General features: G+C 70.0%; 5 protein-coding genes. All 5 read left to right on the plus strand.

The window, feature by feature from the left end; all coding sequences use genetic code 11:
* Positions 1 to 1,089 (plus strand): hypothetical protein (locus VLF18_RS22365; protein ID WP_325281844.1); only part of this gene is annotated, 1,089 nt, incomplete at its 5' end.
* Between the two features lie 49 nt (positions 1,090 to 1,138).
* Positions 1,139 to 2,713: a hypothetical protein gene (locus tag VLF18_RS22370; RefSeq protein WP_325281845.1), complete on the plus strand. Its 1,575-nt coding sequence runs from the start codon at positions 1,139 to 1,141 to the stop codon at positions 2,711 to 2,713.
* 34 nt (positions 2,714 to 2,747) lie between these two features.
* Complete coding sequence (locus tag VLF18_RS22375) at positions 2,748 to 3,908, plus strand: caspase family protein (RefSeq protein WP_325281846.1); 1,161 nt, start codon at positions 2,748 to 2,750, stop codon at positions 3,906 to 3,908.
* Positions 3,905 to 4,957 carry a hypothetical protein gene (locus VLF18_RS22380; RefSeq protein WP_325281847.1) on the plus strand — a complete coding sequence of 351 codons (1,053 nt, stop codon included), beginning with the start codon at positions 3,905 to 3,907 and terminating at the stop codon, positions 4,955 to 4,957. The genes VLF18_RS22375 and VLF18_RS22380 overlap by 4 nt, the downstream gene beginning before the upstream one ends.
* Positions 4,954 to 6,060, plus strand: a complete 1,107-nt coding sequence (locus VLF18_RS22385; protein WP_325281848.1) for a hypothetical protein — start codon at positions 4,954 to 4,956, stop codon at positions 6,058 to 6,060. The genes VLF18_RS22380 and VLF18_RS22385 overlap by 4 nt, the downstream gene beginning before the upstream one ends.
* Positions 6,061 to 6,306: the final 246 nt, after the last annotated feature.

Below are 6,306 nucleotides of genomic sequence, written 5' to 3' on the forward strand. Positions count from 1 at the left end.
GGCGAGGGCACGAGCCGCAGCGGCCCGCTGCGCAACTACGTCGACGACGCGGAACGCAAACTGCGCTACGACCCGGCGCTCGAAGTGCACGATCTCGGCTCGGTGCTGGTCTACGCGGTCTACGAGGCCTTCCTGCGCATCGTCGCGCGGCGCACCGATTCGCTGATCCGCATCGCGACCGCCGGCAGCGGCGTGCTGCCGCGCGGCAACCTGCATCCGGATCTCGTGAAGCGCCTGACCGCGGAAACCTGCAAGGTCGCCCGCCAGATCCTGCACATGTGCATTCGTGCACTCGACTACTGTCCGCCGGTCGACATCACGTTCGGCGAATACCTGCGCGCGGTGATCACATCGGACATGGACGCGATCGCCGACGACGACCGCGCCTACCGCATCGCGTTCATGGAAGCGTTCCGCCGGCGCGGCATCGTGCCGCGCGACGTGCGCACGATCTCGCAGGAGTCGCTGGCCTGGAACACGCCGCGCGATCGCAGCCCGGCCTGGCTCACGACCGCGCTCGACCAGATCGATCTGAAGACCAACCACGACCTCGACCGGAAAGCGCTCTACGCGCTCAACAAGCAGAACTGCCGCAAGCTCTGGGAAGTGCTCAACCAGACCTTCCTCGACGATCCGGAATGCTGCGCGCAGCTCGGCCTGCTCGACGACGTCGGCAAATTCGATCAACAGGGCAACGAGATCGCTGCCGCCGGCCCGGTCCGGCGCACCAATTTCGACGTGCACAGCGTGCGCGCCGCCCGCCGCGTCGGCGCCGACGGCACGTTCCTCAACGAGGTCGTCATCGTGATCACGCAGCGCAGACCCGTGCCGATCGACGGCAAGGACAAGCGCAACGGCTGGTTCTGGTTCCGCGGCGGCGCGACGCTGATCGTCGATCCGCGCAAGGGCCGCGAGGCGATCCGCTACTGCATCGTCAAGCACTGCGGCAGCGCAGGCCGGCTCGAACGCCAGCGACGCCACGCCGGCGGCGCATCGGGCTCGGCGCTGCGTGCGATGTATTTCGGCCATGACGTGCGCGAGCCGTTCGCGCTGCTGCACGGCGGCTACCGGGGGCAGGACAATGAATGAGCGGACGCGAAGCGGTGGGCGGCGCCGCAGCATCGGTGCGAAGGCGGCCGTGAAGAACGTCGCGACGAAAAAGGCCGCGGCGAAGAAGCGCGCGGCGGCGAAGGCCGCAACGAAGAAGTCCGTCGCGAAGAAGGCTCCGGCCAAGGCCGCGACCGGAACCGCGGCCCGGAGGACTCCGGCAAAGAAGAAGACCAAGCGCAGCGCCGCAGGCGCTACCGCGCCGGTCTGGATCCGCCACTACTGCCAGGGACTCGGCGACTGCCATCTGCTGCGCTTCGCGAAGGACGACGGCAGGTTCTGGCATCTCTTGATCGACTGCGGCATCCACGGTTCGGTCAAGGGCGGCTCGGACATCATGGACCGCGTCGTCGCTGACATCGCGACGGTCGCGCCGGTCATCGACGTGCTCGCGATCACGCACGAACACATCGACCACGTCTCGGCCTTCCTGTCGGCGGCCGAGCATTTCGCGAACATCGAGGTGCGCGAAGTCTGGATGGCCTGGACCGAGAATCCGCGCGACGCGCAGGCGCGCGAGTTCGACACGTTCAAGGTCGACGCGCTGACCGCGCTGCAGCGTGCGAGCCTGCGGCTGCACGGCCTCGGCGCCGTCGATCCGACCATGAGCCGCGTGCGCGACGGCGTGCAGGCCGTGCTCGGCTTCCAGTTCGGCGCCAAGGGCGAGCGCGTGCGCGCCGCGCGCGACGCCGGCGCGGCGCTCGCGAAAGGCAACGTGCGCTATCTCGAACCGAAGCAGCCGCCGATCGCGCCCGACGGCGTGCCGAACGTGCGCATCTACACGCTCGGCCCGTCGCGCGACACGGCGTTCTTCGGCATCCGCGAACGCGCCAGCGAGATGTATTCGGCCGCGGCCGAACGCGACGCGGCCGCCGTGAACCGGCTCGACCGCGCGCTCGGCAAGGACGCCGCATGCCAGATGCAGGACGAACATGCGCCGTTCGATCCGAATCTCGGGCTCGCGCTCGACGATGCGCTCGGCAGCAACGAGATTGCCGAGGACGACCAGGCCAACGTGCGGCGCATCGTGCGCGACGTGTATGCCGCCGGCGACGGACAATGGCGGCGCATCGACGGCGACTGGCTCGGCCTCAGCGCCGATCTCGCGATGCAGCTCGACGACCGCACCAACAATTCGAGCCTCGTGCTCGCGTTCGAGTTCGTCGACACCGGCCGCGTCCTGCTGTTCGCCGCCGACGCGCAGGTCGGCAACTGGCTGAGCTGGCAGGACACGCGCTGGAACATCGACGGCGCGGACGTGACCGGCCCCGACCTGCTCTCGCGCGTGGTCTATTACAAGGTCGGCCATCACGGCAGCCAGAACGCGACGCTCAAGAGCAAGGGCCTGCAGCTCATGAACGATCCGGACCTGTCGGCGTTCATCCCGACCAACGAGATGGACGCGAAGAAGGTGAAATGGGAGGCCATGCCGTTCCGCGGCATCATGGAAGACCTGACGCTGCGCGCGCAGGACCGCGTGATCCGCGCCGACGACGCGTGGCTCGCGAGCGGCGAAGCCGATCCGCGCTTTCGCAAGCGCAGCGGCTCGCTCGTCAGCGTGAAGCCAGGCGGCGACGGACTCTGGGTCGACGTGGAGGTGCTGTGAACACGCCGCCTGCAACGGCGGCGGCGCGCTGAGCATGCCGGTCGCGTCGGTGGTTCCGGAACGGCTCGATGCACCGGGCACGCATGCGCTGGTAATCGGCGTCAGCGTCTACCGCCACGTGCTCGATGCCGCGCGGCAGAGCGTGCGCGGCCGCGATTTCGCGATCGAACCGCTCGACAGCGCCGCGCGCACGGCGCACCGCGTCGCAAGCTGGCTGCTCGCACGCGACTACGACGCGCCGCTGCCGCCGCTCGCGAGCCTGCGCGTATTGCTGTCGCCGCAGCCCGGCGAGATCGACACGGCAGCGCAGGACCCACGACTCGCGAACGCCCCGGCGGCGACGCGCGCGAACGTGCGCGAAGCGCTCAGGGATTTCCGCAAGGCCTGCGAAAGTCATCGCGACAATCACGCGATCGTCTACGTGATCGGACACGGAGCGCAGATCACGAAACATGGCGCATTGCTGCTGCTCGAGGATTTTGCGTCGGACGATCACGACAACCTGCTCGACGGCGCGCTCGACGTCGTCGATGTGCATCAGGCGCTGCAGAACGCCGCCGCCGCGCGGCAGCAGTGCTGGTTCGTCGACGTCTGCCGCCAGCACGTCGACGTCGATCGCGCATTGGAGCGGCTGATCGGCGGCATCCGGCTCGACAAGAAACCCGGCAACGTCGAGGCGAGCCCGCTGTTCCTCGCCGCGATGAGCGACACGCAGGCCTTCGCGCTGCGCGACGGACACAGTCTCCTCTGCGATGCGCTGATCTGGGCACTCGACGACGCGGCCGCGGCGCGCGGTCCGCGCACCGGGCTCGGCCAGTGGCACGTGCCGTTCGGCAGCCTTTACGAAGTGCTGCCGCAGCGCGTGCGCGAACTCGCGCTGTCGCACGGCGTCGAGCAGTTCGTCGAGGTCGGCGGCGTCGCGAATCCCGGCGTGTTCCATGTCTACCGCGATCATCCGCAGGTGGCCGTTAGCATCGTCGTCGAACCCGCGGCCGCGCAGCCGCTCGCGCGGCTCGATCTGTCCGACAGCCGGCGCCGGCCGGTGTTTTCCTCGACGCAGTGGCCGGCCACGACGCGCGTACGGGCGGGTCTCTACACGATTGAAGTCACCGCGACGACGCGGTATCAGCCCTACTGGCTGCTCGTCGATTTCGCGCCGCCGCGCTGCGAACACCACGTGGTGCTGGAGCCATGAAGGCGACGCTGACGCTCCATTTCGAGAGCAGCTCGCAGTTGCTGAAATCGCTGCTGAGCGCCGAGATTCGCGACAGCGGGTTGCGTCTCGTCGCGACCGCGCATCACGGCAGTCCGCTGGAACTCGACGCCGGGCTCTATCGCGTCACGGCGGTGCTCGAGAACGGCGCCGAGCAGCGCCACGTCGTGGCGCTGGAACCGGGCCAGCGTGCAACGCTGCGGCTCGGCATCGCGGCGCCGCTGCCGGCAGCGCCCGCGCACGTCGACGACGCGGGATTCGAGTCGCTGAGCGCGGCAATCCGCCTGCCGCTGCCCGTGAAGCGCGTCGTCGCAGGACGCCTCGTCGCGGTCCGCGGAGCGATCGAGACGACGGCCTCCGGGGATGCCCACGGCTTCCGCACGGCCGGCGACGGCTTCGCCTTCGCCGAATTCGAGCACGCCACGCGGCGCTGGTTCGTTTCGCTGCCGGTATTGACCGGGGGGTCCGTGCCGGGCGACGGCCGCGACGAATGCACGGTGCGTTTCGACGGCGACGGCCGCGCGGCGAAACCCGCAGCGCGCATGTCTTCCTGGCGCACGGTCGCGAGTTCGGTGCAGCAGATGCTGCTGCAGTCGCGCATCGAACAGGTGCTGGCCGTCGCCGACGAGGCGACGACCGCACTCGCGGAGAAATACAGCGATCCCGCGGGCGCTGCGCTCGGCGCGCTGCTGCTGCATCGCGTCGACCGGCTCGCGCCGCTGCGCGGCTGGGTCGACAATCTCGCGCGCTCGTTTGCGTGGCTCGTCGATGCGCGCGTGCTGCAGGCGGCGCTCGCGGCACAGAGCGAATCGGCCGCCGTGCGCGAACGCGGACTCTCGATCTTGCTCGACTGCGTTCGCGAACGTGCGCTGTTCACCGAAACGCATTCGCTGATGCTGAACCTGTTGCGGCGCTGGCCCGACGACGACGGCCTGCGCGAACGGACGTCCGCGCTGGGGACGATCGTTGCGGAACTCGGCGACATCGACTGGTCGGCGCTGACCCTGACCACTTCGCAGCCGCTCGCATGAGTCTGCGCCTCACGATGCTGCCGGCGCGCCAGGGTGACGCGCTCTGGATCGAATGGGGCGAGCGTCCCTGGCGGATGCTCGTCGACATGGGCACGCAGGCGGTCGGCACGGCGCTGCGCCGGCGCATCGCGGCGTTGCCGCGCGAGCAGCGGCGCTTCGAACTGCTCGTCGTCACGCATGTCGACGAAGACCACGTCGGCGGGACGCTACCGGCGCTCGTCGACGAAGGGCCGATCGACGGCCTCGAGTTCGGCGACACCTGGTTCAACGGCTGGCCGCATCTGCAGGACCTGCCGGTGCGCAGCACGCTCGCGGCGCTCGGGCCGGTGCAGGGCGAGCGGCTCGGCCGCTGGCTCCGTGCGTATCCGTGGAACGCCGCGTTCGACAAGGCGCCGGTGGCCTGGCAGCCCGGCCTGCCGCTGCGACGGCACGAACTGGCCGACGGCCTGCGTCTGTCGGTGCTCGGTCCGCCGCCCACGCGTCTGCCGGCCTATCGCGAAACCTGGCGGCGCGACGTGGCCGAAGCGACGGCGACGGGACGGCTCGAGCCCGAACCGGCGACGTCGCCATCGCCGCAGATCCAGCCGCTCGGCGTGCGCCGGCGGCCGAAACGTCCGGCGCTGGCGACGCCGGACGATCTCGCCGCGCTCGCCGATACGGTCAGCGATGCCGATCCGTCGCTCGCGAACGGCACGAGCATCGTGCTGCTGCTGGACTATCGCGGCCACCGCGTGCTGCTGGCCGGGGACGCGTGGAGCGACGATCTCGTCGCCGCGATCCGGGCGATCGGCGACGGGCAGCGCCTGTCGCTGTCGGCATTCAAGCTGCCGCATCATGCGTCCGAATCGAACGTGAGCCGCACGCTCGTCGAGGCGGTCGACTGCCGCGACTGGCTGATCTCGACCGACGGCACGCGCCACTATCACCCGGGCGCCGCCGCGGTCGCGCGCGTGCTGCGCTACGGCACGCCGGCACCGCGACTGCATTTCAACGTGCGCAGCGAATTCAACGGCTGGTGGGACGACGCCGACTGGCGCGCGCGTTTCGGCTACGAAACGCGGTACGGCGACGCGACCGACGGACTCGCGCTGGCCTGGCCCTGACCGCCCGTCACGCGCGCGCAACCGAACCCGGTGCATCGTGGCGGCCGACTGATCGGCACGGCATCGGCGCAGCATGGCGACGGCAAACGGCAACGGCAGCGGCCTGATCGTCCGCAAGGGCAGCATCGTCGTGCAGCGCCTGTTCGACATCGCGTTCGCGATCGACCTCGTCGCGGTGGAAGCGATCTGCCCGGCGCAGGCCGGTGCGGCCGGCAGCCGCGCGCGGCTCGCGGCGACGCCGGCCAA

Source organism: Tahibacter sp. (assembly GCF_035481375.1).
Taxonomy (GTDB): Bacteria; Pseudomonadota; Gammaproteobacteria; order Xanthomonadales; family Rhodanobacteraceae; genus Tahibacter.

Excerpts from the sequence above, each read along its gene's own strand:
- VLF18_RS22375 (WP_325281846.1), top strand. The coding sequence starts at position 2,748 with ATGCCGGTCGCGTCGGTGGTTCCGGAACGGCTCGATGCACCGGGCACG.
- VLF18_RS22380 (WP_325281847.1), top strand. The coding sequence starts at position 3,905 with ATGAAGGCGACGCTGACGCTCCATTTCGAGAGCAGCTCGCAGTTGCTG.
- VLF18_RS22385 (WP_325281848.1), top strand. The coding sequence starts at position 4,954 with ATGAGTCTGCGCCTCACGATGCTGCCGGCGCGCCAGGGTGACGCGCTC.